At 71.7% G+C, this 25,817-nt stretch carries 21 protein-coding genes and 1 other RNA gene; 10 read left to right on the forward strand and 12 right to left on the reverse strand.

Annotated elements, in window-relative coordinates; translation table 11 throughout:
- Positions 1-127 precede the first annotated feature (127 nt).
- Positions 128-508 carry a response regulator gene (locus IT293_05520; GenBank protein ID MCC6764104.1) on the forward strand — a complete coding sequence of 127 codons (381 nt, stop codon included), beginning with the start codon at positions 128-130 and terminating at the stop codon, positions 506-508.
- On the opposite strand, the gene IT293_05525 is transcribed toward IT293_05520, so the two are convergent.
- The gene (locus IT293_05525) at positions 474-1,187 is read right to left on the reverse strand and encodes a methyltransferase domain-containing protein (protein ID MCC6764105.1); all 714 of its coding nucleotides are present in this window, start codon (positions 1,185-1,187) and stop codon (positions 474-476) included. The two genes, IT293_05520 and IT293_05525, sit on opposite strands and share 35 nt — an antisense overlap.
- Before the next feature lie 44 nt (positions 1,188-1,231).
- Here IT293_05525 and uvrA point away from each other — a divergent pair, with 44 nt between their 5' ends.
- Positions 1,232-6,880, forward strand: coding sequence for an excinuclease ABC subunit UvrA (gene uvrA / locus IT293_05530; GenBank protein ID MCC6764106.1), 5,649 nt, complete (start codon positions 1,232-1,234; stop codon positions 6,878-6,880).
- 134 nt (positions 6,881-7,014) lie between these two features.
- Positions 7,015-7,296 carry a dodecin domain-containing protein gene (locus tag IT293_05535; protein ID MCC6764107.1) on the forward strand — a complete coding sequence of 94 codons (282 nt, stop codon included), beginning with the start codon at positions 7,015-7,017 and terminating at the stop codon, positions 7,294-7,296.
- A gap of 91 nt (positions 7,297-7,387) precedes the next feature.
- Here the strand turns inward: IT293_05535 and IT293_05540 are convergent, their stop codons facing one another.
- On the reverse strand, positions 7,388-7,702 hold the full coding sequence (locus IT293_05540; protein ID MCC6764108.1) for a DUF971 domain-containing protein: 315 nt from the start codon (positions 7,700-7,702) through the stop codon (positions 7,388-7,390).
- A gap of 65 nt (positions 7,703-7,767) precedes the next feature.
- Here IT293_05540 and IT293_05545 point away from each other — a divergent pair, with 65 nt between their 5' ends.
- Positions 7,768-8,373, forward strand: a complete 606-nt coding sequence (locus IT293_05545) for a hypothetical protein (protein ID MCC6764109.1) — start codon at positions 7,768-7,770, stop codon at positions 8,371-8,373.
- 6 nt (positions 8,374-8,379) lie between these two features.
- On the opposite strand, the gene IT293_05550 is transcribed toward IT293_05545, so the two are convergent.
- On the reverse strand, positions 8,380-9,258 hold the full coding sequence (locus IT293_05550; GenBank protein MCC6764110.1) for an alpha/beta hydrolase: 879 nt from the start codon (positions 9,256-9,258) through the stop codon (positions 8,380-8,382).
- Between the two features lie 125 nt (positions 9,259-9,383).
- Between IT293_05550 and IT293_05555 the strand changes: the two genes are divergently transcribed.
- Complete coding sequence (locus IT293_05555) at positions 9,384-10,532, forward strand: GNAT family N-acetyltransferase (GenBank protein ID MCC6764111.1); 1,149 nt, start codon at positions 9,384-9,386, stop codon at positions 10,530-10,532.
- A 15-nt stretch (positions 10,533-10,547) separates the two neighbouring features.
- Here IT293_05555 and clpA read toward each other — a convergent pair whose 3' ends face one another.
- Both clpA and clpS read right to left on the reverse strand, forming a co-directional pair.
- A complete protein-coding gene (gene clpA, locus IT293_05560) occupies positions 10,548-12,875 on the reverse strand; it encodes an ATP-dependent Clp protease ATP-binding subunit ClpA (protein MCC6764112.1) in 2,328 nt (775 codons plus the stop codon).
- Positions 12,875-13,201 (reverse strand): ATP-dependent Clp protease adapter ClpS, encoded by a 327-nt coding sequence (gene clpS, locus IT293_05565; protein MCC6764113.1) that lies wholly within the window; start codon positions 13,199-13,201, stop codon positions 12,875-12,877. The genes clpA and clpS overlap by 1 nt, the downstream gene beginning before the upstream one ends.
- 98 nt (positions 13,202-13,299) lie before the next feature.
- On the opposite strand from clpS, the gene metF reads away from it, so the two are divergent.
- The 5 genes from metF to IT293_05590 all read left to right on the forward strand — a co-directional run bounded on the left by metF (position 13,300) and on the right by IT293_05590 (position 20,690).
- Positions 13,300-14,172 (forward strand): methylenetetrahydrofolate reductase [NAD(P)H], encoded by an 873-nt coding sequence (gene metF, locus IT293_05570; protein MCC6764114.1) that lies wholly within the window; start codon positions 13,300-13,302, stop codon positions 14,170-14,172.
- A 61-nt stretch (positions 14,173-14,233) separates the two neighbouring features.
- The gene (fabF, locus tag IT293_05575; protein MCC6764115.1) at positions 14,234-15,478 is read left to right on the forward strand and encodes a beta-ketoacyl-ACP synthase II; all 1,245 of its coding nucleotides are present in this window, start codon (positions 14,234-14,236) and stop codon (positions 15,476-15,478) included.
- Positions 15,466-16,134 (forward strand): hypothetical protein, encoded by a 669-nt coding sequence (locus tag IT293_05580; protein ID MCC6764116.1) that lies wholly within the window; start codon positions 15,466-15,468, stop codon positions 16,132-16,134. Before fabF ends, IT293_05580 begins: the two co-directional genes overlap by 13 nt.
- A gap of 1 nt (position 16,135) precedes the next feature.
- Entirely contained in the window at positions 16,136-17,251 is a 1,116-nt protein-coding gene (locus IT293_05585; GenBank protein ID MCC6764117.1) for a zinc-binding dehydrogenase, read from the forward strand.
- A 31-nt stretch (positions 17,252-17,282) separates the two neighbouring features.
- Positions 17,283-20,690 (forward strand): AAA family ATPase, encoded by a 3,408-nt coding sequence (locus IT293_05590; GenBank protein ID MCC6764118.1) that lies wholly within the window; start codon positions 17,283-17,285, stop codon positions 20,688-20,690.
- A 22-nt stretch (positions 20,691-20,712) separates the two neighbouring features.
- Here the strand turns inward: IT293_05590 and IT293_05595 are convergent, their stop codons facing one another.
- The 7 genes from IT293_05595 to ffs all read right to left on the reverse strand — a co-directional run bounded on the left by IT293_05595 (position 20,713) and on the right by ffs (position 25,812).
- Positions 20,713-21,435 (reverse strand): dienelactone hydrolase family protein, encoded by a 723-nt coding sequence (locus tag IT293_05595; protein MCC6764119.1) that lies wholly within the window; start codon positions 21,433-21,435, stop codon positions 20,713-20,715.
- Entirely contained in the window at positions 21,432-21,878 is a 447-nt protein-coding gene (locus IT293_05600) for a hypothetical protein (GenBank protein ID MCC6764120.1), read from the reverse strand. Before IT293_05600 ends, IT293_05595 begins: the two co-directional genes overlap by 4 nt.
- 27 nt (positions 21,879-21,905) lie before the next feature.
- Positions 21,906-22,928 carry a thioredoxin domain-containing protein gene (locus IT293_05605; GenBank protein MCC6764121.1) on the reverse strand — a complete coding sequence of 341 codons (1,023 nt, stop codon included), beginning with the start codon at positions 22,926-22,928 and terminating at the stop codon, positions 21,906-21,908.
- A gap of 49 nt (positions 22,929-22,977) precedes the next feature.
- Complete coding sequence (gene recR, locus IT293_05610; GenBank protein MCC6764122.1) at positions 22,978-23,574, reverse strand: recombination protein RecR; 597 nt, start codon at positions 23,572-23,574, stop codon at positions 22,978-22,980.
- Between the two features lie 12 nt (positions 23,575-23,586).
- Positions 23,587-23,901, reverse strand: a complete 315-nt coding sequence (locus IT293_05615) for a YbaB/EbfC family nucleoid-associated protein (GenBank protein MCC6764123.1) — start codon at positions 23,899-23,901, stop codon at positions 23,587-23,589.
- Positions 23,898-25,637 (reverse strand): DNA polymerase III subunit gamma/tau, encoded by a 1,740-nt coding sequence (gene dnaX, locus IT293_05620; protein ID MCC6764124.1) that lies wholly within the window; start codon positions 25,635-25,637, stop codon positions 23,898-23,900. Before dnaX ends, IT293_05615 begins: the two co-directional genes overlap by 4 nt.
- Before the next feature lie 76 nt (positions 25,638-25,713).
- Positions 25,714-25,812, reverse strand: an RNA gene (gene ffs, locus IT293_05625) — signal recognition particle sRNA small type.
- Positions 25,813-25,817: the final 5 nt, after the last annotated feature.

Consider the following 25,817-nt stretch of genomic DNA (forward strand, 5'->3'; position numbering starts at 1 on the left):
TCACGCTTCGCGACGCCCGGCCCGGACCCCCGTCCGGGCGGGCTGGTGCGATTGTGGGACCCTGCGCGCCTTCGGGGCTGTAGCGTCATCCCCGCGCGTGGCATATTTCGTGCTGACCCGATCCCGAATGTCCGGCCTTCCCCCAACCTCGCGCCGCATCCTCGTGGTCGCGGCCGATGACAACTTCAGCGGCACCATCGGCCGCATCCTCTGCCGCTGCGGCTACATGATCGATCGTGTCGCCTCGGGCGAGGCCGCGATGGAGGCGCTCGACGATCACGCGTACGATCTCGTGCTGAGTGAGGTCGCCCTGCCCGGAGTGTGCGGGTTGACGGTGCTCTGCAGCGCCCGGCAGCACGGCCGCAGGACGCCGTTCGTCCTGCTCGGCATGCCGGAAACCGAGCGGCGTCGCTGGATCGTGAGCGGCGTCGAGGACGTGCACTGCCTGCCCCTCCCGCTCGACGTGGATCGGCTCAAGGAGCTGGTCGCGGGATGCCTCGAGACCTGACGCCCGGCCGGCGGACCTCGGCGACGCGCACGGCGACGGGGCGCCCCTCCTCCACGGCCCGCACGTCGACGGCGTGGACGACGAGGCCGCGCGCCGCGAGCGCGGCCCAGAAGCCGCGCGTGTCGGTCCGATACCCGTCGGCGAGGTAGGTGACGCCGGCGGGCGCCAGGTGGCGCTCGCACACCGCGGCGATCTCCCCCCAGCGCTCGCGATCGTAGGCGACCTCGGCGGCCAGGACGACGTCGAAGCGCCATCCGGGATCGAGGCGCATGAAGTCGGCGGTGGCGACGGCGCAGCGGACGCCGTTCGCCGCCGCGCTCGCCGCCGCGAACATGAGCGCTTCGGGGACGGCGTCGACGAGCGTGACGTCCGCGCCGAGCGCCGCGGCGGTGACGCCGGGGAGCGCGAGGCCGCAGCCGATCTCGAGCACGCGCCGGCCGGCGAGGGGCACGAAGCGCGCCAGATATCCGGCGAGCACCGACGCGCCCGACCAGAGGTGCGCCCAATAGGGAGGCTCGGCTTCGCCGCGCAGGAGCGCGCCGCGGTCCACGAGGGTCTCGAGGGCCGGGACCGCGTGCAGGCGCACCCGCCGCACGCCGAGGTCGACGTCGAGCAGGGTCGCGGGACGACCGGCGATCGCGTCCGGCGCCGCCGGGGTGCAGGGAGAGGTCGCTTCCACTATAGTGCCCCGTTTCGGCGTCGCGACGGCGCCGTCCGACGACGATGGCCAGCGACCATATCCAGATCCGAGGCGCCCGTCAGCACAATCTGCGGGGCATCGACGTCGACATTCCGCTGCACCAGCTCACGGTCGTGACGGGGGTGAGCGGCTCCGGCAAGTCCACGCTCGCCTTCGACGTCCTCTACGCGGAAGGCCAGCGGCGCTACGTGGAGAGCTTCTCGACCTACACGCGGCAGTTCCTCGAGCGCATGGAGAAGCCCGACGTGGACCACGTCGGCGGCATCCCTCCCGCGGTCGCGATCGACCAGCGGCGGCCGGTGACCACGTCGCGCTCGACCGTGGGCACCGTCACCGAGATCCACGATCACCTGAAGCTGCTGTTCGCCAAGCTCGGCGTGCTGCAGTGCCGGCGCTGCGGCGCGCGCGTGGAGCGCGCCACGCCGACCGGCGTCTGCGAAACCCTGCTGCGGGAGCGGTCCGGAGCGGCGGTCTTCCTCGGCTTTCCGTTCCCGCTGCCCGACCTGCCGTGGGGAGAGCTCGTGGCGGCGCTCGCCGGCCAGGGCTTCACCCGCGCCCTCGTCGACGGCGAGGTCCACGCTCTCGAGACGCTGGCGACTGCGCCGGCGGGCCCGATCGACATCCTCGTGGATCGCCTCGTCTGCAAGCGCGAGTCGCGCGCCCGGCTCGTCGCCTCGATCGAGCAGGCGCTCGCCTACGGCAAGGGCCGCATGTGGGTCGCGAGCCTCGACAGCAGGAGCCGGCGGGAGTACGGCGCCGCCCTCGCCTGCCTGCCGTGCGGCATCGTCTATCGCGACCCCACGCCGAACCTCTTCTCCTTCAACAGCCCGCTCGGGGCGTGCGACGACTGCCGCGGCTTCGGCCGCGTCATCGACCTCGACCTCGACCTCGTGATCCCGGACGCCGGGCGAACGCTCGAGGGCGGCGCCATCAAGCCCTGGACGACGCCCTCGACCAGCGAGGAGCGCCGCGGGCTCCTCGCGTTCTGTCGCCGCCGCAAGATCCCCGTCGACGTGCCGTTCGTCCACCTCGGGCCCGAGCAGCGCCGCCTCGTGGAGGACGGGGACGAGCGCTTCTTCGGGATCCGCGGCTGGTTCCGCTGGCTCGAGCGGAAGACCTACAAGATGCACGTGCGCGTGCTCCTGTCGCGCTATCGCTCGTACCGGATCTGTCCCGCCTGCGGCGGCAGCCGCGTGAAGCCGGACGCGCTCGATTACCGCGTCGCCGAGCGCTCGATCGCCGATGTGAACCGCATGAACGTCGAGGAGGCGCTGGCGTTCTTCTCGGGCCTCGCGGTCGATCCCGAGAAGGATCCGGCGGCGGCGCTCGTCGCGGGCGAGATCCGGTCGCGCCTCGGTTATCTCCTCGAGGTGGGTCTCGGCTACCTGACGCTCGACCGCCAGTCGCGCACGCTCTCCGGCGGCGAGCTCGAGCGTGTCGATCTCACCACCGCCGTCGGGTCCTCGCTCGTGAACACGCTCTACGTGCTCGACGAGCCGTCGATCGGCCTGCACCCGCGCGACAGCGCGCGGCTGGTCGGAATCATGCGCAACCTGTGCGCGCGCAAGAACACGGTGGTCGTCGTCGAGCACGATCCCGAGATCATCATGGCCGCGGATCACGTGATCGACATGGGGCCCGGCGCGGGAACGGCCGGGGGCGGCATCGTCGCCGCGGGGCCGGTCGCCGCGGTCGCCGCCGACCCGGCGTCGCTCACCGGACGGTACCTGTCGGGGGCGCGCCGCATCCCGACGCCTGTCCGCCGCAGTCCGCCGAACCGCGCGCTCGCGCTCACGATCCGGAACGCGCGCGCGAACAACCTGCGCGGCATCGACGTCACGATCCCGCTCGCGCGCATGGTGTGCATCACGGGCGTCTCGGGATCCGGCAAGAGCACGCTCGTCGAGGAGGTGCTGTATCGCGGCCTGCTCCGTCGCCGCGGCCTGCCGACCGCCCCGCCCGGGCTCTGCGACGGCATCGACGGCGCCGAGAAGATCGCCGAGGTGATCTTCGTCGATCAGGCGCCGATCGGCTCGACGCCACGCGCCAACGCCGCCACGTACACCAAGATGTTCGACGGCGTCCGCCGGCTCTTCGCCGCGACGGACCAGGCGCGTCTCCTCGGCTTCACCGCCGCCACGTTCTCGTTCAACGTCGAGGGCGGCCGCTGCGAGACGTGTCGCGGCGACGGCTTCGAGCAGATCGAGATGCAGTTCCTCTCGGACGTGTTGCTGGTCTGCCCGGCCTGCCACGGACGGCGCTACAACCCCGACGTCCTCGAGGTGCGCTATCGCGAGCGCACGATCGCGGACGTGTTGGGCCTGACGGTCCGCGAGGCGCTCGAGTTCTTCGCGGACCGGCCCGACATCCTGCAGGCACTCCAGCCGCTCGTGGACGTCGGGCTCGAATACCTCGGCCTCGGCCAGCCGCTGAGCACGCTCTCCGCGGGCGAATCGCAGCGCATCAAGCTCGCCGCGCACCTCGGGCACGACACCAAGGCGCACACGCTGTTCGTCTTCGACGAGCCGACGACGGGGCTGCACTTCGCCGACATCGAGCGGCTGCTCGGCGCCTTTGCCAAGCTCACCGAACGCGGCCATTCCCTCCTGATCGTCGAGCACAACGTCGAGGTCATCAAATGCGCCGATCACGTGATCGACCTCGGGCCCGAAGGCGGCGACGGCGGCGGCGCGGTGGTCGCCGTCGGGACGCCGGAGGCGGTGGCGCGATGCGCGGCCTCCCACACCGGGCGCTTCCTCGCGCCCGTGCTCGCGGCCGAGCCGCCGGCGGCGGCGCCGCCGGTCGGCGCGCCACCGCCGGCCGGCCATGACCGCGACACGATCCGCATCGTCGGAGCCCGCGAGCACAACCTGCGGGACCTGAGCCTCGAGCTGCCGCGCGACCGCATGATCGTCGTGACGGGACTCTCCGGGTCCGGCAAGTCGACGCTCGCCTTCGACGTGGTGTTCGCCGAGGGGCAGCGCCGGTACCTCGAGAGCCTGTCGACGTACGTACGCCAGTTCATGGACGTGCTGCCGCGGCCGGACGTCGACTTCGTCGCCGGTATCCCGCCGACGATCGCGATCGAGCAGCGCCTGAGCCGCGGCGGTCGGAAGTCGACGGTCGCGACGGTGACGGAGGTGGCGCACTATCTCCGCCTGTTGTTCGCGAAGGTGGGCGTGCAACACTGCGTCGGCTGCGACCGGTCGATCCGGCCGCTGCCCCGGGGTGAGATCGCGACGCGGCTCGCCGAGCGCGTCGGCGGCGGGGCGGCGGTCCTTCTCGCGCCCGTCGTGCGCGGGCGCAAGGGGTTCCACCGCGACGTCCTGCGCGCGGCGCGGCGGCTGCGCTACACGCACGTGCGCGTCGACGGCGCGGTCCTGCCGCTCGACCCGCTGCCCGACCTCGATCGCTACACCGAGCACGACGTCGATGTGCTGGTGGGCCGCGTGCCGGGCGGACGCGGCGCCGAGCGCTTCACGGCGCCGGTCGCCGAGGCGCTGCGGCTCGGCGCCGGTGTCGTCGTCGCGCTCGCGGGCGGGCGCGAGCACGTGTTCAGCGAGCGGTTGTTCTGCGCGCCCTGCGGCCTCGGCTACGAGGTGCTCGACCCCCGGCTCTTCTCGTTCAACAGCCGGCAGGGCGCCTGTCCGGAGTGCCAGGGGCTCGGAACCCGGATCGAGATCGACGAGGAGGCCGTCGTCGCCGATCCGGCGCGCTCGCTCCGCGACGGTGCCATCCCCGCGCTCGCGGAGCTCGGTCTCGGGAGCGAGGAGCGACGGCTCCTGCGCGCGGTGCAGGGCGTCGGCATCGCGGTCGACCGCCCCTTCGGGCGGCTGACCGCGCGGCAACGCCGACTCGTGCTCGAGGGCGACGGCAAGAAGATCGACGGGGTGTTGCCGCTCCTGCGCGCCCACGGCTTCTACGAGGAGAGCGCGGAAGGCGGCGCCGCCGGGGAGGCGATCGTCGCCGACGCGATGCGCCCGTACGTCGCGCTCCAGGCCTGTCCGGGATGCGCGGGGACGCGGCTCGTGCCACGGGCACGGGCGGTGCGGGTGCTCGACCGGACGTTCCCGGAGCTGACCGCGATGACCGTCGACGAGTGCGCGGTGGCGCTCGGCGAGTGGCGCTTCGGCACGCGCGAAGCGGCGATCGTCCGCGACCTGCTCGCCGAGGTGCGCCCGCGGCTCGCGTTCCTCGCGACCGTCGGTCTCGGCTACCTGACCCTCGACCGCAGCGCGGACACCCTGTCCGGCGGCGAGGCGCAGCGCATCCGCCTCGCGGCCCAGCTCGGCGCGAACCTCCGCGGCGCGTGCTACGTGCTCGACGAGCCGACGATCGGCCTGCACCCGCGCGACAACGCACGGCTCCTCGAGTCGCTGCGGACGCTCGTGGAGCGACGTAACACGGTCCTCGTCGTCGAGCACGACGAGGCGACGATCGCGGCCGCCGACCTCGTGGTCGACCTCGGTCCGGGCGCGGGTCGAGACGGCGGCGCGCTCGTGGCGCTGGGCACGCCCGCCGAGATCGCGGCGGACCCCCGCTCCCTCACCGGGCGCTATCTCCGCGGGGGCCGCGAGCGCGGTCGGCCGCCTCGCCCGACCGACGGTCCCCGGCTCACGGTTCGGGACGCGACGGCCAACAACTTGAAACACCTGACGGTGGACGTCCCGCTCGGAGCGTGGACGTGCGTGACCGGGGTTTCGGGCTCCGGCAAGAGCACCCTCGTCAAGGACGTGCTCTACTGCGGCCTGCGCCGGGCGAAGGGGCTGACCGCGCCGCGTCCCGGGGCGCACCGGGCGATCACCGGCCACGAGGCCATCGAGCGCGTCATCGAGGTCGACCAGAGCCCGATCGGACGCACGCCCCGCTCGATCCCGGCCTCGTACGTCGGGTTCTGGGACGAGATCCGTCGCCTCTTCGCGGGGACGGCGGCCGCCCGCGCGCGCGGGTACGCGCCGGGGCGGTTCTCCTTCAACGTCGCCGACGGTCGGTGCGACGCGTGCGCCGGCCAAGGTCGGATCCGGGTGCAGATGAGCTTCCTCCCCGAGACGTCCGTCGCCTGCGAGGCGTGCGGTGGCCGGCGGTTCACCGCGGAGACGCTCGCGGTCACCTGGGCCGGACGCTCGATCGCCGACGTGCTCGACGCGACCGTCGAGGAGGCGGCCGGGATCTTCGCGGCGGTGCCCGTGATCGCGCGGCCGCTCGCGGTCCTGGTCGAGCTCGGGCTCGGGTACCTGACGCTCGGACAGCCGAGCAACACGCTGTCCGGGGGGGAAGCGCAGCGGATCAAGCTCGCCTCCGAGCTCGGCCGGAGCGGTGCGGGTCGCACGCTCTTCGTCCTCGACGAGCCCACGACCGGCCTCCACTTCGCCGACGTCGAACGGCTGATCCACGCCTTCCATCGCCTGGTCGACCAGGGGCACACCCTGGTCGTCGTGGAGCACAACCTCGACGTGCTGCGTGCCGCCGACCATCTCATCGATCTCGGTCCCGAGGCCGCGGCCAACGGGGGCGAGATCGTCGCGAGCGGCCGTCCAGAAGATCTGGTTGCGCGGCCCGGGCGATCCCATACGGCCCGGTGGCTCCGACGACCGGCGGGCATGTCGGGTGGATCGCTGCCCTCGTTCGGTACGGCTGTCGAGGTGAGACAATCTGGCGCAGATTTTTCTTGACAGTCCGACGTGAAGAAGGCTACCTCTGCCCGCGGTAGCAGACGGCGGAGTGGTGGTGGCGCCAACCTCGCTCCGCGGAGTCGTCGCGCCGCTCTGCCGGGTCGTTTCCTTTCAGCACCAACGGGTCATCCATAATGCACGAGATCCACGCCGCATGGGCGGTCGCCGACGCTGCTGTTGCCGATGCTTCTCCCGAGGTGCTCGAGGAGGAGCCGGTGACGTTCGAATTCGAGGGCTCGTCGGACCACACGATCGCGGAAGCGGTGCGCCGCGCCCTCTCGCACGCGTCGACGTCGCTTCGGACGCTCGACGGCGCCGGGGTGCTGGTGATTCCCGAGATCGACCGGCGTGCCAACCGTCCGCGTTTCCGGGTCACGCTGCGCGTCTCGGCGCAGAGCGAGCCGACGCCGAGCTGACGCGCCGCCACTGGGGGAGCGGGCGGTCAACCTCGCGTGAAGCCGAGGGCCGAGTCATCCACAGCTGTGGATAACCAGCCCCGGACGCGCGCTACTGGCCGGAGATCGGATAGTTCGGCTCGCGCACGCAGTGCGCGCAACGACAGAGCGCCCGGAGTTCGTCGGCCATGAAGAACGTCTCGTGCTCGTCGGCCCAGGCGATGAAGAGCGTACCGTCGCCGACCGTGCGTACGAGGGCGACCTCGCAGTGCGAGGGTCCGACCTCCGGTGGCGCGGCGAGGCACGCGTTGCAGGGACAGGCGGTGCGGAGGTGGCGGTGCGGCAGGATGCTGTCGTGCCCGTCGCTCCAGTCGATGCCGACGGCGTATCGTCCCACCTCTCGAAGCCGCTTGATCGTCGGTGCCATGGGCCGGATCTACTATGCGGGCGCGATTCTTGACAGCGCCGAGCCCCGCCGGGAGGATGCAGCGCATGCGAATCGGCCGACGCGCGCTCTCGGCTGCTGGGCTCGTGCTGCTGGCCGCGAGCGCGGTGCGCGCCGCCGATCCGGACGCACCTGCGGCGGCGGCGTCTCCCGCGCCTCCGGCGGCCTCGGCACCTGGCATCCTCGTGGCAGGGAGCCGTGCGGGCGACTACGTGGGACGGCAGGTCACGGTCGAGGGCCGGGTCGCCGCGATCCACGAGTCGCCCCTCGCCACCGTGGTCGCGTTCAGTCCGAACTTCGCGGGGTTCACGGCGACGATCCTGGCCGGCGATCGCGACAAGTTCCCGCGGGACCTCGAGGCGCGCATCCGTGACCACGTCGTGCGCGTGAGCGGTACCGTTACGGCCTACCGGGGAAAACCGGAGATGGCGCTCCACGATCCCTCACAGCTCGTGCTCGCGCCGCCGCCCGCGCCGGGGTCGGTCGCCGCCCGTCCGGCAGCGCCGACGGCGACGCCGGACGGGACCGTCGAGGAGCTGCGCCGGGCCCTCACCCGCGTCGAGTCACGGCTCGACGCGATCGAGAGCCGCCTCGGGACGCTCGAGGAGGCCGGGGCCGGCGACGACGGCGGCGAGCCGGCGCCCGGGCGCTAGAAACTTCTAGTCCGCCGCGGCGCCGAGGAAGTCGAGGATCAAGGCGTTCACGCGCGCCGGGTCCTCCTGGTGCAGGAAGTGCCCCGTGCCCGGCACGATCTCGACACGCAGGCCGCGCGGAAAGTACGCGGCCATGCCCTCGACCAGCTCGGCGCTCATGCAGCCGTCGTCGGCGCCGTGCAGCACGAGCCCGGGCACCTCGATCGGATCGCTCATCATGCGGTTCTGAAGCGCTGCGAGCGCGGGATCCTGACGGGTCGGATCGAACATGGCGCGGTAGTAGCCGAGCGCGGCCGAAGCGACGCCCGGCTGTCGGAAGGTTTCCTTGAGCGCCGCCATCTCGGCGGCGGGGAGGCGCCAGCCCGGCGACCAGTCGCGCCAGAGCCGGTCGACGAATGCGTAGTCGTCGTGGGCGATCGCGATGTCGGCGAACGGCGTCTGGAAGAAGAACATGTACCAGGATCGGCGCTGCTGGTCGTAGTTGGTCATGAAGGCCGCCGCGACCTGCGCGCCGTAGGGCACCGCGGCGGTCACGAGCTTTCGCACGCGACCGGGCGCCGCCAACACCGCGCCGTACGCCGCCAGCGCGCCCCAGTCGTGCCCGAAGACGATCGCGTCCTCGTAGCCGAGCGCTTCGATGAGCGCCACGACGTCCTCGGCGAGCGCGGCCGTCTGGTAGTGGCCGTCGGGCGCCGCACCCGTCGGGGCGTAGCCGCGCATCGCCGGCGCGACCGCGCGGTAGCCGGCGGCGGCGAGGGCCGGCAGCTGGTGGCGGAACGAGCGCGCGTGATCGGGAAACCCATGCAGGCAGAGCACGAGGGGCCCCTCCCCCTCCTCCAGCGTGTGGAACGTCATGCCGCGTACCTGTACCGTACCGGTCTTCATCGCCGCACCTCCTGGTCGCCCCCCGTGATCCCGGCCGCGCCGAGAGAAGTCAATGCGAGCGCGGCTTCCCTTCTAGTGGCGCCGCGGAGCCTCGGATAGAGTCGCGATTTCGCGGCGCCGCGCTCATGAAGCTCACGATCCTGAACGATCTCCGCGCGGTCGAGCCGGACGCATGGGACGCGCTGGCGGAAGACGCCTCGCCGTTCCTCGAATGGGCCTGGCTCGCGTCACTCGAGGAAGCGGGGTGCGTAAGCGAACGGACCGGGTGGCTGCCGCAGCACCTGGCGCTCCACGACGACGGCGGACGGCTCGTCGGAGCGTGCCCGCTCTACGTGAAGGGGCACAGCCAGGGCGAGTTCGTGTTCGACCACGGTTGGGCGCAGGCGGCCGTGCGGGCCGGGATAGGGTACTACCCGAAGCTCCTCGTCGCGACGCCGTTCACGCCGGCGACCGGGGCGCGTTTCTTGTCGCACCCCGGCGCCGACCGCGGGCGCGTGGTGCGGACGCTCGCCACGGCGCTCCGCGACCTCTGCGGCGAGGAGGGGTACTCGTCGGTCCACGTCACCTTCTGCCTGCCCGACGAGGCCGACGCGCTCGAGGCCCTCGGGTACGTGCGGCGCGACGGCTACCAGTTCCAGTGGATCAACCCGGGCTGGCGCACGTTCGACGACTACCTCGCGGCGCTCCGCAGCAAGCGCCGCAATCAGGTGCGTCGCGAGCGCCGCGAGCTGGCGGCGCAGGACGTCGTCATCTCCACGCACGTCGGCGATGCAATCCCCGACGAGCTCTTCGCGCCGATGTTCGACCTGTACCGTTCGACCGTCGAGAAGTTCGCGTGGGGGCACCAGTACCTGAACGCGAAGCTCTTCGAGCTCCTGCGGCGGCGTTGGAAGCGGCGGCTCGCGTTCGTGGTCGCCCGGCGGCGGGGCCGGATCGTCGCCGGAACGTTCAACGTATGGAAGCGCGACGCCTTGTACGGGCGCTACTGGGGAGCCTTCGAGGACGTTCGCCACCTGCACTTCAACGTCTGCTACTACGCCGCGATCGAGCTGGCGCTGGCGCTCGGCGCGACGCGCTTCGAGCCCGGGGCCGGCGGTGAGTTCAAGCATCTGCGCGGCTTCGACGCGCGCGCGACGACGAGCATGCACTTCCTCGGCGACCCGCGGCTCGCGGACGCGGTGGGACGCTATCTGGTGGACGAACGGCGGGCCGTCGCGCGCGAGATCGGGTGGCTCGACGCGCAGACGGCACTGCGCCGCGACGGCCGCGAGTGACCCGAGCGCGGCGGGTCAGTCCTCGTCGTGGGCGGCGTCGTCACCGGCGGTCTCGTCGACGGTGACCCGCGGCGCCTCCTCGGGCGGCGGGGCGTACTCAAAGGCGAGCGCGCCGTCGCCCTCGGCGATCGCGACCCGGCCGCCGCCTTTCAGGCGTCCGAAGAGGATCTCGTCGGCGAGCACGCGCTTGATCTCCGTCTGAATGAGGCGCGCCATCGGGCGCGCGCCGAACGTCGGGTCGTACCCCTTCTCCGCCAGCCAGCGGCGCGCCTCCGGCGTCATGTGGACGAAGACGCGTTTCTCGTTCAGCTGGACGTCGAGCTCCATCATGAACTTGTCGACGACGCGCTCGATCACCGGCATCGGCAGCGCCCCGAAGGAGATGATCGCGTCCAACCGGTTGCGGAACTCGGGGCTGAAGAGCCGCTCGATCGCCTTGCCGCCCTGATCGGCATTGGAACGCCCACCGAAGCCGATCGCGTTGGCGGCCATCTCGTGGGCGCCGGCGTTGGTCGTCATGATGAGGATGATGTGGCGGAAGTCGGCCTGCCGTCCGTTGTTGTCGGTGAGGGTCGCATGGTCCATCACCTGCAGGAGGATGCTGAAGAGGTTCGGGTGCGCCTTCTCGATCTCGTCGAGGAGCAGCACCGCGTGCGGCGTCTTGCGGATCGCGTCGGTGAGGAGCCCGCCCTGGTCGAAGCCGACGTAGCCCGGCGGGGCTCCGATGAGCCGGGAGACCGTATGCGCTTCCATGTACTCGCTCATGTCGAAGCGGATGAAGGCGATCCCGAGCGCGGACGCGAGCTGCTTCGCGACCTCGGTCTTGCCGACGCCCGTCGGCCCCGCGAACAGGAACGACCCGACGGGCTTCTCCGGCTGACCGAGCCCGGCGCGCGAGAGCTTGATCGCCGACACCAGCGAGCCGATGGCCTGGTCCTGCCCGAAGACGGTGAGCTGCAGGTCGCGCTCGAGCGTCGCGAGGCGGTCACGGTCGGAGGTGGAGACGCTGCGCGGCGGAATGCGGGCGATGGTCGCCACGACGTGCTCGATCTCCTTCACCCGCACGGTCTTCTTCCGCTGCGCAACCGGCTGCATCTGCACGATGGCGCCGGCCTCGTCGATCACGTCGATCGCCTTGTCCGGCAGGTGGCGGTCGTTGATGTGCTTGGCCGAGAGCTCGGCGGCGGCACGGAGCGCGGCCCGCGTGTAGGTGACGCCGTGGTGCTCCTCGTAATGGGACTTGAGGCCCTTCAGGATCTCATGCGCCTGCTCGGTCGTGGGCTCGGGGATCTCGATCTTCTGGAAGCGGCGCGCCAGGGCGCGGTCGCGCTCGAAGTGGTTCTTGAAGTCCTGGTAGGTCGTGGCGCCGATGCACCGCAGCTCGCCCGAGGCGAGCACGGGCTTCAGGATGTTGGAGGCGTCGAGCGAGCCGCCGCTCGTCGCGCCCGCCCCGACCACGGTGTGGATCTCGTCGATGAAGAGGATCGCCCCGGGAATCTTGCGGAGCGCCGCGATCACCGACTTCAGGCGCTGCTCGAAGTCGCCGCGGAAGCGCGTACCCGCGAGGAGCGCCCCCATGTCGAGGGCGTAGACGCGCGCGGTCTTGAGCGCGTCGGGGACGAGGCCTTCGTGGATCTGGAGGGCCAGTCCTTCCGCGAGCGCCGTCTTGCCGACCCCGGGCTCGCCCACGAAGACGGGGTTGTTCTTGCGGCGGCGGCAGAGCACGCGGGCCGTCCGTGCCAGCTCGTCGTCGCGGCCGATCAGCGGATCGATCTTGCCCGCCGCCGCGCGCGCCACGAGATCGACGGCGAAGAGCGCGAGCGGGTCGCGCTTGCGGCTCGGCGCCTCGGCCTCGTCGTCCTCCTCGTTCTCCGACGGCTCGCCCTCGACGACGTCTCCCTCCTCCGCGATCTTCGAGACGCCGTGCGAGATGTAGCTCACGACGTCGAGGCGGGTGATGCCCTGCTGATCGAGCAGGTAGGCCGCGTGCGAGTCGGGCTCGCGGAAGATCGCCACCAGCACGTTGCGGCCGAGGATCTCGTCCTTGCCCGAGGATTGCACGTGCGCGGCGGCGCGCTGGATCACCCGCTGGAAGCCGATCGTCTGCTCCGGCGAGACGTCGGCGCCGTCCGGCAGGCGCTGTAGCTTCTCGTCGAAGAAGCGCTCGAGCTCCTGCTTCAGCTCGTCCACGTCGCCGCCGCAATGGCGCACGATCCCGGCCACGTCGGCGTCGTGCAGCAGGGCGTAGAGCACGTGCTCGATGCAGAGGAATTCGTGCCGCCGCCGGCGCGCTTCGCTGACGGCCAGGGCCAGACTGATCTCGAGCTCTCGACTGATGCGCATCAGGCCTCGTCCATGCTGCAGCGGAGCGGATATTCGTGCTTGCGCGCCAACGCCTCGACCTGCGCGATGCGGGTCTCGGCGACCTCACGCGTGTAGACGCCCGCGACCCCCACCCCGCTCTTGTGCACATGCAGCATGATGCGGGTCGCGTCCGACTCCGAATGGTGGAAAACCCCTTGCAGAACGAACACGACGAACTCCATCGTCGTGTAGTCGTCGTTGTGCAGGAGCACCTTGTACATGCGCGGCTTCTTGAGCCGCGTCTTGGTGCGCGTCTCGACGGCCGTCCCCTCGCCGTCGTTCCGCCGGTCCCGCTCGACGCCCATGGGAGGCACCCTAGCATCCGGCGGGCGTCGAAAAAACGCGGGCGCATCGGATTGCCGCTGGCGCGGGATGCCCATCTCTGTAGTAAGCTGGCGGGCCCATGCGCATTCGCGACCTCTTCACGGGCCGCCGGCCGGTCTTCTCCTTCGAGTTCTTCCCTCCCAAGACGGGCGACGGAGAGCAGAGGCTCGTCGAGACGGTGCAGCGGCTGAAGGACCTCGGCCCGAGCTTCGTCTCGGTCACGAAGACCGGCGGGAAGCCGGCGGAGAAGACGATCGAGCTGACGGCGCGCCTCAAGCACGAGGTCGGCGTCGAGGCCATGGCGCACATGACGTGTGCGACCGCGGGGCGGCTCGAGATGCGGCGCATCTTCGAGCGCATCCGCGACGCCGGCATCGAGAACGTGCTGCCGCTGCGCGGCGACCCGCCCGCCGATCAGCCGGACTTCGTGCGCCCGCCCGACGGGTTCGCCCACGCCTGCGAGCTCGTCCGCTTTCTCAAGGAGGGCGGCTTCGACTTCTGCCTGGCGGGCGCCGCGTACCCCGAGAAGCATCCCGAGGCGCCGTCCGCCGAGGTCGATCTGCAGAACCTGAAGACCAAGGTCGACGCCGGGGTCGATCTGCTCATCACGCAGATGTTCTACCGCAACGCCGACTACTTCTCGTTCGTGAAGCGGGCGCGGGCGAGCGGCATCGACCTGCCGATCGTCGCCGGGATCATGCCCATCACCAACGTCGCCCAGATCGAGCGCATCGCGAAGCTCTCCGGCGCGGCGATTCCGGCCGACCTGCAGGCCGACCTCGACCGGACGCGCGGCGACGAGGCGGGAGCGCGCGAGGTCGGCATCGCCTACGCCATCCGGCAATGCCGCGAGCTCCTCGCGCGCGGCGCTCCGGGTATCCACTTCTACACGCTCAACCAATCGCCGGCGACGTCGGCGATCCTGCGCGAGCTCCGCCGCGATCACCCATGACGGATGCGGATCGCGCCGACCCGGTTTGACGCTGTGAAGCGCGGCCACTAGATACCCCCCGATGTCCACGCCGCGGGTCGTGATCACGGGGATGGGGGGCGTGACGCCGATCGGTACCGGCATCGACGCCATCTGGGAGAGCGCGTGCGCCGGACGGTCGGGCATCGGACCGATCACGCTCTTCGATGCGTCCGATCAGCAGTGTCGGATCGCGGGCGAGGTGCGCGGCTTCGAGGCCGGGCGCTGGATTCCGACGAAGCACTTGAAGCGCATGGACGACTTCGCGCGCTACGCCGTCGCCTCCTCCGTGATGGCCGTCGAGGACGCGAAGCTCGAGATTACGCCCGACAACTCGCGCCGGATCGGCGTGCTGCTCGGGAACAACGACGGCGGCGGGCGCACGATCTTTCGCACCGTGGCCGCGTTCCTGGCGAACGGTCCGGGCGCGGTGTCGCCGTTCTACATCACCGCCATCACCAGCAGCATGGGGGCAGCGCAGGTCGCGATCCGCCTCCAGGTGCGCGGGCCGAACTTCACGATCGGCAACGCCTGCGCGTCGGGGCTGAACGGGATCGGCGAGGCCTGGCGCTACATCCGCGACCGGACCTGCGACGTGGTGCTCGCGGGAGGCACCGACGCGCTCATCAACGGCACGGAGGTCGCCGGCTTCTCGAACTCGAAGGCGGTCTCCTTCCGCAACGACGAGCCCGAGAAGGCGAGTCGGCCCTTCGATCGCGATCGCGACGGCTTCGTGCTCTCGGAGGGCGCCGCCGTCGTGGTGGTCGAGTCGCTGGAGCACGCGCGGGCGCGGGGCGCGCGCATCTACGCCGAGGTCGTGGGCTACGCGACCGGCAGCGAGGCGTTCCACATCGCCGCGCCGCTGCCGGATGGAGTCGGCGTCGCGGCCTGCATGCAGGCCGCGATCGAGAGCGCCGGCATCGGGCCGGACGCGATCGACTACATCAACGCCCACGCCACTTCCACGCCGCTCGGCGACGTGAACGAGACGCAAGGGATCAAGCTCGTGTTCGGGGAGCGCGCGCAGCGCATCCCGGTGAGCGCGACCAAGTCGATGACGGGACACCTGATCGGCGCCTCGGGCGCGCTCGAGGCGATGATCGCGGCGAAGACCCTCGCGACGGGGATCGTCACGCCGACCATCAACCTCGACCATCCGGATCCCGCGTGCGACCTCGACTACGTGCCGCACGAGGCGCGGCGTGCGGACGTGCGGTACGCGCTCAGCAACTCGTTCGGGTTCGGCGGCGCCAACGCGTCGCTGGTGCTGCGACGATGGGACGGCTGAGCGTCGCGCGCGGCCTCCTGCTGGCCGCGGCCGCGGTGACGACGGCCGGCGCCGCGCCGCTGCAGAACGGCGCCTTCACGGCGGCGTCCGACGGGATGCCGACGGGCTGGCGACTCGAAGCCTGGGCACGCGATCTCTCCGAGGTCGGGTGGGAGGCGGCGGGGGACGGATCGGGCATCGTCCGGATCGTGAATCGGGGCCCGAACGACGCCCGGCTCTGTCAGACGATTCCCGTCACTCCCGGGGCCTCGTATCGCGTCTCGGCGCGGGTGAAGACCGAGAGCGTCGGCCTCGCGACGGCCGGGGCGCTGATCGCGATCGAGCCGCGCATCGCCGATTCCGTCGACGTGAAGGGTACGCAGGACTGGCAACGCGTCGAGGTGAGCGCGCAGAGCGGCGACCTCGGCAGTTGGGACGTCTGCCTCCGCCTCGGCAGCTACGCGAATCTCAACACCGGGACTGCCTGGTTCGCCGACGTCCGCATCGACGTGCTCGGGGGCGCGCCCCGGGCGGCCGGTCGCGAGTGGCCGAGCGTCGGGTGGGCGCAGATGCTCGCGACGTTCCGGCGGACCCCGTGGATGCAGACGGCCCTGCCACTGGTGGCGGGGCTGGTGCTGGCGTTCGGCCTCGGCGTCTTCGGCCGGCGGGCGCGCTGACGTGCTGCCGCGCACGAGCCGGGTCGTCGTCCAGGAAGGACCGCGCCAGCTCGTGCTCCGCGAGCTGCCGATTCCGCCCATCGACGACGACGGCGCGATCCTGCGGATCGAGGCGTGCGGCATCTGCGGGAGCGACGTCGAGCAGTACACCGGGACGATTCCGGTGCCGCTGCCGGTGGTGCCCGGACACGAGCCGCTCGGCGTCATCGCGGCGATCGGCGACCGGGCGGCGGAGCGCTGGGGCGTGGACGTCGGCGATCGCGTCGCGGTGGAGGCGCCGATCCCGTGCAGCCGCTGCCGCACCTGCCTCGCGGGCCGGTACCACCTCTGCCGCGGACGCGGGACGATGTTCGCGCACGGCTACGTGCGGCTCTCCCACCCGCCGGGACTCTGGGGCGGCTACGCCGACTTCATGTACCTCGATCCCTGCTCGGTGGTGCACAAGGTGCGCGCGGACATTCCTGCGAGCCTGGCCGTCATGTTCAATCCGCTCGGCGCGGGCTTCCGCTGGGCGGTGGAGATCCCGCGCACGGGCCCCGGTGACGTCGTCCTGATCCTCGGTCCGGGACAGCGCGGGATCGCCTCGGTCGTCGCCGCCCGCGCCGCCGGCGCCGACACGATCATCGTGACGGGGCTCGCGCGTGACGGGGCGAAGCTCGCGCTCGCGCGCGAGCTCGGCGCCGACCACGTCATCGACGTCGAGCGCGAGGATGCGGCGCGGCGGGTGCGCGAGCTCACCAACGGGCACGGCGCCGACGTCGTGCTCGAGGTGTCGTCGTACGCAACCGCGCCCGTCGCCGACGCGCTCCGCTACGTCGCGACCAGCGGCCGCATCGTGCTGGCCGGCGTGAAGGGCTTCAAGCCCGTGCCGGATTTCGTGAGCGACTTCGCCGTCGTCAAGGAGGTCACGATCCACGGCGCGTTCGGCGTGACGGCGCGTGCCTACGACGCGGCGATCCGGCTGATCGAGTCGGGGCGCGTGCCGCTCGCGCGCATGCACACGCACGACTTCGCCCTCGCGGACGCGGAGCGGGCCATCCGGACGCTCGCCGGCGAGATTCCCGGCGAGAGCAGCATCCACTCCTGTCTCGTTCCGGACGCGCGCCCGCGTTCTTGACTCACCGGCGGACAGAGGCCACGGTCGCCCCGTGCGCTGCGTCAACTGTCAGACCGCGCTGATTCCCGGCAAGCAGTTCTGTCACGCGTGCGGCACCCGCGCGCCGCTCGCGTGCACCAACTGCGGCGGCACGATCGACCCGGGGTTCCGCTTCTGCCCGGAGTGCGGAACGCCGGCGCCGGCGGAGGCCGCGGGAGGCGGCCGGCCGAGCGGGGCCGGCGTCGAGCCGGCGCGCCCGGCGGCGCCGGCCATTCCGGAAACCCTGGCGGCCAAGATCCGCGCGAGCCAGGGCGTGGTCGCGGGCGAGCGCAAGCTCGTGACCGTGATGTTCTGCGATCTGGTCGGCTCCACGTCGATCGCCGAGCGGCTCGATCCCGAGGAGTTTCGCGATCTCCTCGAGGAGTACATGGCGGTCGTCTTCCGCGAGGTGTATCGCGTCGAGGGTATCGTCACCCATCTCGCGGGCGACGGAGCGATGGCGGTCTTCGGCGCGCCGGTCGCGCACGAGGACGCGCCCTATCGCGCCGTCTACTCGGCGCTCGCCATTCGCGACGCGCTGGCGGCGATGAACGCACGCGGGCATGGCGGCTGCGCGATCGATCTCCAGGTGCGCATCGGCCTCCACACCGGACCGGTCGTGGTCGGCACGGTCGGCAGCGACCTGAAGATGGACTACACGGCGATCGGCGACACCACCAACCTCGCGCAGCGTCTGCAGTCGGTCGCCGATCCCGGCATGGTGCTGATCTCCGACGCCACGCATCGGCTCGTGCGCGGCTTCTTCGAGGTGATGCCGGCGCGGCGCTTCGCGGTGAAGGGCAAGCGCGAGCCCGTCGTGGCGCACGAGGTCCGCGGCCTCTCCGCGACGACCACCGCGATCGCCGTCGCCGAGGCGCGCGGCCTGACCCCGCTCGTCGGACGCATCGAGGAGCTGGCGCAGCTGATCGCGTGCTTCGATCGCCTCGCCGGCGGCTTCCCGCAGGTCGTGACGATCGTGGGCGACGCCGGCAGCGGCAAGTCGCGGCTGATCTACGAGTTCAAGCAACGGCTTGCCGAGGTGCCGGTCGTGTTCTTCGAGGCGCGCTGCTCGGCGATGACGCAAGCGGTGCCCTACGCGCCGTGGGTGGCCATGTTGCGCCAGTACTTCGGGATCACGAGCGACGACGGCGAGCACGAGGCGTGCGAGAAGATCTCGGCTCGGCTCGGCGCCAGCGCCGCCGAGCTCGTGGGGCGCTATCCGTCGCTCTGCCAGGTCATGGACCTCGGCGGCGCCGGAAGCGACGGCGAGTCGTCCGAGGACGAGGCGTCGAAGTACGAGCACTTCGAGGCCGTCTCGGAGCTCGTCTACAAGGCGAGCGAGCAGGCTCCGGTCGTCGTGATCATCGAGGACGTGCACTGGATCGACGAGCCGGCGCGCGAGATGCTCGCGTTGGCCGTCGGAACGACGAGGCGCGAGCGCCTCATGATCCTGATGAGCCACCGGCCCGAGCACCAGCCGGGCTGGCGGGTGAAGTCCGCGTTCACGCAGCTCACGCTCGGCCCGCTCTCCGACGAGGAGACGGTGGAGGTCGTGCGCGGCGTCGCGGGCGGTCCGCTTCCCGGCCGGCTCGAGGGCCTCATCGTGCAGAAGGCCGAGGGCAACCCTTTCTTCACGGAGGAGATCACCCGCGCCCTCGTCGAGGAGGGCTCCCTGCTGCGCAGCGACGGGCAGGTGCGGCTCACGCGCCCAGTGGACGAGATCCGCATGCCCGGGACGGTGGAAGAGCTCGTCAGCGCCCGCCTCGACCGGCTGGGGGCGCAGGGAAAGCGCGTCGTCCAGGTGGCGGCGGTGCTGGGACGACAGTTTCAGCGCGACCAGCTCCGGGAGCTCCTCGTCGACGAGGGCATCGACGTGAACGCCGAGCTCGCCATGCTCGAGGAGCGCGGCATCATCCACCGCAAGAGCCTGCTCGTCGGCGACGAGTTCCGCTTCGGGGAAAGCCTCATTCAAGAGGTCGCCTACGAGGGCCTCCTCCTGCGCCAGCGCCGCGAGCTGCACGATCGCATCGGGCGGATGATCGAAGCCATGCCCGGCGATCCCAACGCCGAGCGCTCGGCGCTGCTGGCGCACCACTACACGCGCAGCGAGCATCGCGAGAAGGCGATCGAGGCCGTCTTGCGCGCCGCGCGCGACGCCGAGCGGGTCCCGTCGTTCCACGCGGCGGCGCGCTTCTATCGCAGCGCCTACGACCTCGCCACGGCGGCGCTCGCGGCCGATCCGGACGCCGCGGAGCACAAGCGCGTCGTCGTGGAGGCCGCGCTCGCCGTGCTGCGCATGAACGTGATCTACGGGATCTTCGACCACGGCGATCCCGAGGAGGCGGCGCGGCGGGGTCGCGAGCTCGCCGAGGAGCTCGGGGACGCGGAGAACCTCGCCGAGCTCTGCGCCTTGCACGGTCTCATGATCAGCGGCCGGGGCCCGAGCAACTTTCCGGCGGGGCAAGCGCTCATCGAGCAGGCGCTCGGCATCGCGGAGCGCGCGGGGCTGGAGCTCGCGACCATCCGGATCTCGCGGGCGCTCGCCTGGGACTATCTCTTCGACGGTCGCTTCGCGGACGCCCGCGCGCGGACCGAAGGCGTCATCGGCGCGCTGGAGCGGGCCACCGTCCCGCTGGAGGGGAAACGGCGCGACATCTACCTCGGGGCGCGCTTCATGCGCGACCGCCTCCATTTCCACGCCGACGACCTCGAGCGCGGCCTCGCCGCGACCCAGGAGACCTACGCCGCGGCCGTCGCGTATCCGAATCGCACGGTGCAGAGCGGATCCGCCGTCACCCTCTCCCTCATGTACCTCGCGCGCGGCGAGTACGAGCGGGCGCGCGAATGGGCCGACCGGAGCCTCGAGATCGCACGCGCGATCGGCAGCGTGTCGCACCTGCGCCTGGCGGCGGCGCTCGGCATCCTCGCGCGGCACGAGCTCGACGAGCCGATCAGCGGCGATCGCCACGTCGAGCTGCTCGAGAATGTCCCGCTCACCGGCATCGAGACGCTCAGCTGCCAGACGATCTGCGAGGCGTTGCTCGTGATCGACGAGGCGAAGCGCGCCGAACAGTGCGCCGAGCGTTCGTACAAGAACGCCGGGGGCCGCCTGCGGGAGCTGAGCTGCACCCTCGCCCTCGGCGACGTGGCCACGCGGCTCGGGCCATCGCGCTGGGCGGACGCGACGCGCTGGTACGCGCACGCGCATACGCTCGCGGAGGCGATCGGCTCGCGGTCGGGGCTCGCCGCGACGAGCCTGGGTCGCGCCACCCTCGCGCAGGCGATGGGCGACGCGGAGGGCGCGGCGCGCCACGCCGAGGTCGCCCGCGCCGCCTACGCGGCGCTCGGCTACGCGCGCGACGCCGGGAAAGCGAACCGCATCCTGGCGGAGCTCGGGGCGGCGAGCCGCGAGACGGCGTAGCGCCGCGGCGCCGGCGTCGGCGTCATCCCTGGGGCGCCTCCACGAGGTGGCGGGCGAAGAACGCGAGCATGCGCCGCCAGGAGTCCTCGGCCGCGGCCGCGTCGTAGGCGACCGCCATGAGCGGCCGCGTGAGCGTCGCGAGAAGCGGATGGCCGGCGTCGTTCATGTACGAGTGGCCGGCGTTTTCGTAGACGACCACGTCGTGTGTGCGGCCGAGCGCGTCGAGGCCGGCGATCAGGCGGCGGCCCTGCGGGGCGAAGATGCGGTCGCGTCCTCCGTAGCCGCCCACGATCGGGCAGGCGCGGGCCAGCGCCTCCGCGCCGGGGACGTCGCCGTAGAAGACGCCGGCGGCGCCGAGCGGCACGCGCGTCCCGAGCAGGAGCGCGTAGCCGCCGCCCATGCAGAAGCCGACGACGCCGACGCGCGCGACGTCCTGACGGGCGGCGACCGCGTCGATCGCCGCTTCCAGGACCGCGACCGTCGCGCCCTCGCCGGCCCGCAGGTCGCGGGCGGCCCGGACGACGCAACCGAGGTGCCAGCCTCCCGCGAGGAAATCCGGCGCGGCGGCGAGGTAGCCGTTGGCGGCGAAGCGCCGCGCGATGCGCCGGATGTCGTCGTTCAGCCCGAAGATCTCCGAGAGCACCAACACCGCCGGGCCGCGTTCCCCGCTCGCGCGCGGGAAGATCTCGAGCGGGATCGTGCGGCCGCCGGCCGTGATCGTGATCCGCTCGACGGCCGCGCTCACGACGTGCTCGCCGCGTCGGGCTCCAGCCGCATCGTCAGCGGGTGCGGGACGTGACGGATCAGGAGGTCGCTCGGATATTTCGCGCCCATCACGGTCGCGACCCGGCTCGCCATCTCCGGCGCTTCGACGGCCCGCACCCGCCGGTACTCGCGACCGCCGATCCGGACGTCGACGAACGGGGTCGTCGTATTGGCCTGCATGCGGCCGGCCGCCCGCGTGCCGAGCCGGATGTAGACCTGGTCGTCGACGACGGCGAGCCACACCGTCGACCAGTGCGGCCCCTCGTCGGCGCCGACCGTCAGAAACTCGAGCGTCGAGAGGTCGCGGAAGGCGACGGGATCCCAGCGCGGTACGACGGCTTGCGGGCTGCAGCCCGAGACCAGGACCGCGAGGACCGCGGTCAGGATGCCCGAGGCCGCTCGACGCGTCTCGCTTCTCGCCATGGCGCTTCCTCCGCGCTCACCGCCGGATCAGGACGCGGGCTTCGCGGCGGCCGCCGCCAGCTCCTCGTCGATGATCTCCTTGAACTTCTCGAACGGCTGCGCGCCGGAGAGCGCGCGCCCGTTGATGAAGAACGCGGGCGTGCCGTTGACCCCCGCCATCACGCCGTCGGCGAGGTCCTTGTCGATCGCGGCGCTGTAGGGCTTCTTCGCGTAGCACTCGTCGAACTTCGCCGTATCGAGACCGAGATCCTTGGCGTACTGCTTCAGGTTGTCGTCGCCGAGCGCGCTCTGGTTGGCGAAGAGCTTCTTGTTGTACTCCCAGAACTTCCCCTGGGCGTTGGCGCAGGCCGCCGCTTCCGCCGCCGGCCGCGCGCGCTCGTGGAACGGCAGAGGGTAGTCGCGAAACACGACGCGGACCTTGTCGCCGTACGTGTCGACGACCTTCTGCACGGAGTCCTCGCCGCGCTTGCAGAACGGGCACTGATAGTCGGAGAACTCGACGATCGTGACCGGGGCCTTGGCGCCGCCGCGCTCGGGGCGGCCGGCCGTCGCGACCTCGACCGTCGGCGCCCTCAGCTTGTCGACGGTCTTGTACTTCGCCTTCAGCTCCTGGATGAACGCGAGCCGGCGCGCCTGGCCCTTCTCGGCTTTCAGGTACTCGACGATCTGCGGCTTCACCTGCTCGAGCGTCTGTCCCTGCAGGTCCTCCTTGTTGTCGTCGTAGAGCTTCTGGATCTCGGCGTCGCTCGGCGCCGGCACCTTCTTCGCGACCTCGTCCTCCTCCAGCTGCGCGGGCGTGACCTTGCGCGCCGCGGCTTCGAGCGTGAAGAGCTCCTGCGCGATCGCCTCGTCGAGACCCTCGCGCAGGATCTCGTACTTCTGGGCCTCGATCTCGATGAGCTTGGGCTTCACCTGCGCCTCGATCTCGGCGCGCGTGAAGCTCTTCGTCCCGACCGTCGCCAGGACGTCGTCGGCCGCGGCGATCCGCGGCGTCGTTCCGATCATCACACCGGCCAGGAGCGCACCCCCGGCCATCGTCAATCTTCGCATGCCTGTCCTCCTTGGGGCCCGTTCGGCGGACGCGCCGCGGGCATTCGGGTCACATGTCCCGCCGGCCGTCCAGCGCCCGACCGAGGGTCACGACGTCGGCGTACTCGACGTCGCCGCCCATCGGGATGCCGTGCGCGATGCGGGTGACGCGCACGCCGAGGGGCTTGATGAGCCGGGCGAGGTAGAGCGCGGTCGCCTCGCCCTCGACGGTGGGATTGGTCGCGAGAATCACCTCGCGCACGGTATCGCCGCGCAGGCGTTGCAGCAGGCCGCCGATCTGGAGGTCCTCCGGCCCGACCCCGTCGAGCGGGGACAGCGCGCCCTGCAACACGTGGTAGCGCCCGCGGAAGCCGCGGGAGCGCTCGATCGCGATCAGGTCCGCGGGCTCCTCGACGACGCAGATCACGTCGGCGGCGCGCTCGCCGTTGGCGCAGATGGGGCACGGGTCGGTCTCCGTGAGCCCGTGACAGGTCTGACAGAGCCGCGTCTGCTCCTTCAGCGCTTTGAGGGCCTCGGCGAGGCCGTCAGCGAGGCCGCGGTCGGCGCGCAGGAGGTGGAAGGCGAGCCGCGCCGCGGTCTTCTCGCCGATGCCCGGGAGCTTCGAGAGCTGCTGGATCAGCCGGGTCATCGAGGGGGTGTAGGCCATGCGGGCGTCGCCTCAGCCGAGCCCGGGGATCTTGAGGCCGCCGGTCACCTTCGTCATCTCCTCGGCGACCATCCGCTGGGCGTTGCGGAGGCCCTCGTTCACCGCCGCGAGGACGAGATCCTGCACGAGCTCGACGTCCTCCTTCAGCACGGCGGGGTCGATCGTGATCGCGAGCAGCTCGTGCTTGCCGTTGACCTTCACCTTGACCATCCCGCCGCCCGCTGCGGCCTCGACGGTCCGGCGGGCGACGTCCTCCTGGACCTGGGCGAGGCGCTCCTGGAGCTGCTGCGCCTGCTTCATGATGTTCCCGATGTCTCCGAAGCTCATGTCTTCCCTCCGCGGCCGCGCGGCCGCACCTCGGTGATCTCGCCGCCGAGGATGTCGACCGCGGCTCGGACGCTCGTGCTGCGCTCCGCGCGCTCGCTGATCTCGCGCCGCCGCGCGTCCTCGGCGGCCATGCGCATCGCGATCTCCTCGGCGGGGGGTTTGGCGACGCTCACGAGGATGCGCCGCGCACCGCCGTAGGCCCGGAACGCGATCTCCTGCAGCGCCGCTGCGCTGTCGGGATCCTTGAGCGCCCGCATCGCGAGGTCGTTCTCGACCCCGATGTGCAGGGTGTCGCCGGTCTCCTCGAGGAGGCGGCTCCCGGCGAGATACACCTTCAGGCTGATCTTGCTCTGCGCCGCGGCGAGGAAGCCATCCCATCCCTTGCCGCCGTTCCCCGCCGGGTCCGCGGCGGGCGGCGCCGCGGCCGCGCTTGGCGGTCGCGGCGGCGGCGCGGGACGCGGCGGGCTCGCCGCCGACGCCGCATCGGCGCGTGGAGACGGGCCGGCGCCCGGTGCCGGCGGCCGCGCGGGGCTCGGCGCCGCGGCCGGCGCGCCGCTCGCGGGACGCGGGCCGCCCCCGGGGGCGCCCCCGCCGAGACGACGTTCCATCGCCTCGAGGCGCGCGAGCAGCTGATCGAGCGGCGCGGCGTCGGGCATGGTCGCCATCTTCACCAGCGTCATCTCGAGCATGACTGCGGGCAGGATCGAGCGCCGGATCTCGTCCGCGCCGACCTGGGCCATACGGAAGAGCCGCTGCAGGTCGTCGCTCGACCGCAGCGTCGCCTGCCGCATCGTCTCCTCGACCTCGGCGTCGGGGAGATCGGTCAGCATGCCCGCGTCGGCGAAGAGCGCCGCGACCGTGAGGTTGCGCAGCTGCCGGACGAGGTCGCGGCAGAATTGTCCGACCTCGTAGCCGTAGCGGTGCAGCTCCTCGACCGCCTGCAGGCACGTCGCCGGGTCGCGCGCGAGGATCGCCTCGGTCGTCCGGTGCAGCACCGAGCGGTCGGCGACCCCGAGCGCGGCGCGCACCTCCGCCTCGCCGATGGTCTTCCCGGCGAAGACGATCACCTGATCGAGCAGGGATTGCGCGTCGCGCATGCTGCCGTCGGCCTCGCGGGCGAGCGCGAAGAGCGCGGCGTCGCTGGTCTCGATCTTCTCGTCGGCGGCGATCTGCTTGAGGCGCGCGAGCAGCTCGGGCATCGGAATGCGCTTGAACTCGTAGCGCTGGCAGCGCGACACGACGGTCGGCGGCAGGCGGTTCACCTCGGTCGTCGCGAAGATGAACTTCACGTGCTCGGGCGGCTCCTCCAGCGTCTTCAGGAGCGCGTTGAAGGCCGCGGTCGAGAGCATGTGGACTTCGTCGATGATGTAGATCTTGAAGCGCCCGGAGGCGGGCCGGTAGCGCACCGCCTCGTTCAGATCGCGGATGTTGTCGACGCCGGTGTTCGAGGCGCCGTCGATCTCGGCCACGTCGAGCGCGCTTCCGGCGGCGATGTCGGCGCAGCTCCCGCACGTGCCGCAGGGCTCGGCGGTCGGCCCCCGCTCGCAGTTCAGCGCGCGGGCGAGGAGGCGCGCGATCGTCGTCTTGCCGACGCCGCGCGGGCCCGAGAAGAGAAAGGCGTGGGCGATCCGGCCCTGCGTGATGGCGTTCCTGAGCGTGGTCGTGACGTGATCCTGGCCCACCACGTCTTCGAATCGTTGCGGCCGCCACTTCCGGGCCAGTACCAAGTACGCCATCGCCGTGTCCTCGAAGAGGGTTCGCGGGTCTCCACCATCGCGGGTCGGTTGCAGGCGACGGTCGTCCGCTCGAGGTGGCAGCTAGGCGCCCCCGCGGCACAGAAAGGGAGTCGGTACCGCTGCTTCCTTTCGGACCTGACGGAGTTCGCGACGCTTTCTTGCGCGGGACCTAGCCACCAC

The sequence above is a fragment of the Deltaproteobacteria bacterium genome (assembly GCA_020848745.1).
Classification (GTDB): domain Bacteria; phylum Desulfobacterota; class Binatia; order UTPRO1; family UTPRO1; genus UTPRO1.